At 68.1% G+C, this 3,577-nt stretch carries 2 protein-coding genes; both read right to left on the reverse strand.

Annotation, left to right across the window (positions count from 1 at the left end; translation table 11 throughout):
* Window positions 1-159 precede the first annotated feature (159 nt).
* Window positions 160-2,277 carry a sodium-translocating pyrophosphatase gene (locus VFT73_RS03630; RefSeq protein ID WP_326408793.1) on the reverse strand — a complete coding sequence of 706 codons (2,118 nt, stop codon included), beginning with the start codon at window positions 2,275-2,277 and terminating at the stop codon, window positions 160-162.
* A 165-nt stretch (window positions 2,278-2,442) separates the two neighbouring features.
* Window positions 2,443-3,423: a thiamine-phosphate kinase gene (gene thiL / locus VFT73_RS03635; protein ID WP_326408794.1), complete on the reverse strand. Its 981-nt coding sequence runs from the start codon at window positions 3,421-3,423 to the stop codon at window positions 2,443-2,445.
* Between the last annotated feature and the right edge of the window lie 154 nt (window positions 3,424-3,577).

A 3,577-nucleotide genomic window follows, 5' to 3' on the forward strand; every position in this document is an offset into this window, starting at 1 on the left:
CTTGAGCTCGATCTGCGTCGGGTCGGGCGGGGTGTAGCTCGGGCCAGGATTGGGCATCAGTCGTCCGGCCAGCAAGTAACGCGCCCTGTGGCAAAGAGCGGAAATGAAAAGGGCTGCCGCAGCAGCCCTTCTCGCGAAAAGCGTGGTCCGTCCCTGTTTTTAGACCATCAGCGGTACGACGAGCAGCGCGACGATGTTGATGATCTTGATTAGCGGGTTGACGGCCGGGCCGGCGGTGTCCTTGTAGGGATCGCCGACGGTGTCGCCGGTCACCGCGGCCTTGTGGGCTTCCGAGCCCTTGCCGCCGTAATTGCCGTCTTCGATATACTTCTTGGCATTGTCCCACGCGCCGCCGCCCGAGGTCATCGAGATGGCGACGAACAGGCCCGAGACGATCACGCCGAGGAGCAGGGCGCCGACCGCGGCGAGGCCGTTCTCCTTGCCCGCCACCGCGCCAATGGCGAAGTAGACGACGATGGGCGCAAGCACCGGAAGCAGCGACGGGATGATCATCTCGCGGATCGCTGCGCGGGTCACCAGATCGACGGTCCGTGCGTAGTTTGGGCGGACCGAGCCATCCATGATCCCCGGATTGTCGCGGAACTGGCCGCGGACTTCCTCGACCACCGCGCCGCCGGCGCGACCGACCGCGGTCATCCCGAGCGCTCCGAACAGGTACGGCAGGAGCGCGCCGAGCAGCAGGCCGACGATCACGTACGGGTTCGACAGGCTGAAGAGCGTGTCGAGGTTGGTCGTCACGCCGATCGAGCCGCCGAACTCGCGAAGGTCGGCGGTATAGGCGCCGAACAGGACCAGCGCGGCGAGGCCGGCCGAGCCGATCGCATAGCCCTTGGTCACCGCCTTGGTCGTGTTGCCGACCGCGTCGAGAGCGTCGGTGCGCGTGCGCACGTCCTCTTCCAGGCCCGACATCTCGGCGATCCCGCCGGCGTTGTCGGTGACCGGGCCGTAAGCGTCGAGCGCGACGACCATGCCCGCCAGCGCGAGCATCGCCGACGCGGCGAAGGCCACGCCGAGGAAGCCGGCGAGCTGGTAGCTGGCGATCAGGCCGACGATGATCACGATCGTCGGGAGCGCGGTGGATTCGAGGCTGATCGCCAGGCCCTGGATGATGTTGGTGCCGTGGCCGGTCTGGCTCGAGCGGGCGATCGACTGCACCGGGCGGTAGTTGGTGCCGGTGTAGTACTCGGTGATCCAGACGATCAGCGCGGTGACCGCTAGGCCGATCAGGCTCGACCAGAACAGGTCCATGCCGGTGAAGGGATCGGTCGCGCCGCCGATCTGCGCGTTGAGATCCGGAAGGGAGACACGGAAAGCCGCGTAGATCGCCGGGATCGCGAGCAAGGTCGCGGTCCAGAAGCCCTTGTAGAGCGCGCCCATGATCGAGCCGCCCTTGCCGAGGCGGACCATGTAGGTGCCGATGATCGAGGTGATGATGCACACGCCGCCGATCAGCAGCGGGAGGATCATCAGCGGCATCAGCAGCGGCGAGGAGCCGAGCGCGAGCGCGACCGACACCATCGTGATTCCGACGGTCACGACATAGGTCTCGAACAAATCGGCGGCCATGCCCGCGCAGTCGCCGACATTGTCGCCGACGTTGTCGGCGATCACGGCCGGGTTGCGGGGATCGTCCTCGGGAATTCCGGCCTCGACCTTGCCGACGAGGTCGGCGCCGACGTCCGCCGCCTTGGTGAAGATGCCGCCGCCGAGGCGCGCGAAGATCGACACGAGCGAGGCGCCAAGCGCGAGGGCGGTGAGCGCGGTGACGACCGGACGGTCGTTCGGAAGGTGGCCGCCGGGGCCGGTCAGGTACCAGAACAGCACCGCGATCGCGAGCAGCGCCAGGCCGGCGACGAGCAGGCCGGTGACTGCGCCGGCCCGGAAGGCGGTGGTGAGGCCGCTCTGCAGGCTGCCGCGCGCCGCCTCGGCGGTGCGGACGTTCGCCCGGACCGAGATGTTCATGCCGATGAAGCCCGCCGCTCCGGAGAGGATCGCGCCGATGAGGAACGCAACGGCCGACAGCGGCTTCAGGAAGATGCCGATGATGATCGCGACGATGATGCCGACGATGGCGATCGTCGTGTACTGCCGCTTGAGGTACGCGCCCGCGCCCTCCTGGATGGCTTTCGAGACCTCGACCATGCGCTGGTTGCCGGCGGACATGCCGAGCACCTGGCGGCTGGTGATGATCCCGTAGAGCACGGCGATGATGCCGCAGACGATTGCGACGTAAAGCAGGTTGGAGCCGGAATTCATGGGTTGACGCTTCCCCGTTTTCTTTAGGCAAACGGGCTCGGCCGCGGGAGACGCGGCGGCCCTCAAATCGGCGGCTCTTTAGGGGGCGTTTGCGCGGCTGGCAACCGCGCCGGTTGAACGTCTCAGCGGATCAGGAGCGCGAACATCATGCCGCAGGCGAGGCCGCTAAGACCGATCGCCCACTGGCGCAGCGGAAACCCCGCGATGCTCATGACCCTGATGCTCAAACCCAAGCCTTTCCGGCAGCTGGACGGGCGCGCCGCCGCTGGTGAGGGAAAGGGCCGCCTCGCCAGCGGTCAGCGTGCCGACGCGGCTGATCCTCGTCCCTCGTGGTAAAGAAAGTGTTGACGGGTCGAGCTCGGGCGGAAGGGCAGCGAGCAGCGCATAATCGTCGCCGCCGGTGGCGGCGAACAGGCGCGCGCGTCGGCTCTGGCCGCGTTCGGCGGTGAATTCGCTCGACAGCGGCAGCGCATCCACATCGATCGCGATTGCGCAGCCGCTCGCTTGCGCCATCCGCCGGGCATCGAGCAACAGCCCGTCCGAGACGTCCATCATCGCGTGCGCCACCGGCGCGAGGGCCTGTCCCGCTCCCAGCTGCGGAATGGGCCGGCGGTAGATATCGACGAGCGGGCCCGTCGCGCGCGGATCGCCGCGGAGCTGCGCCAGGCCCGCCGCGGCATCGCCGACGGTCCCGACAAGCCACAGCGCGTCGCCCGGCCGGCCGCCGGAGCGGTCCGGCACCCGCGGGCCGGCGCGGCCGATGGCGGTCAGCCCGAGCACCCGCGGCGCATCTTCGGGCAGCGCGATCGTGTCGCCGCCGATTACCGGCAGTCCGTAGCTTTCGCAGGCATGCTCGACTCCGGTCAGGAACTCGCTTTCCCATGCGCCGTCGCCGGCGATGGTCAGCGACAGCACGGCGCCAGCGGGCGTCGCGCCCTTGCCGGCGAGGTCGGAGAGGTTCACCGCCACCAGCTTCCAGCCGACGCTCGCCGGCGGATCGGAGTGCAGGAAGTGAACGTCCTCCGCGATGCTGTCGTGCGTGATCACGAACCCGTCCAGCACCGCGACATCGTCGAGCAGGCCACGCGCTTCGGGAGCCGTCGCGATCCGGCGCAGGCGTTCGATGATCTGGCTTTCAGTCGTCATTGCGAGCGAAGCGAAGCAATCCAGTAATTGTGCCGCTCAATGGATTGCCGCGTCCCCTCGATCTAGTCGAGGGTCCTCGCAATGACGGTTACTGCCTCGCCGCTTTCGCGATCGCGTCGAGGAGGCCGTTCACGAAGCCGCTCTCGCGCTGGTC

The sequence above is a fragment of the Sphingomonas sp. genome, from assembly GCF_035758555.1.
Taxonomy (GTDB): Bacteria; Pseudomonadota; Alphaproteobacteria; order Sphingomonadales; family Sphingomonadaceae; genus Sphingomonas_B.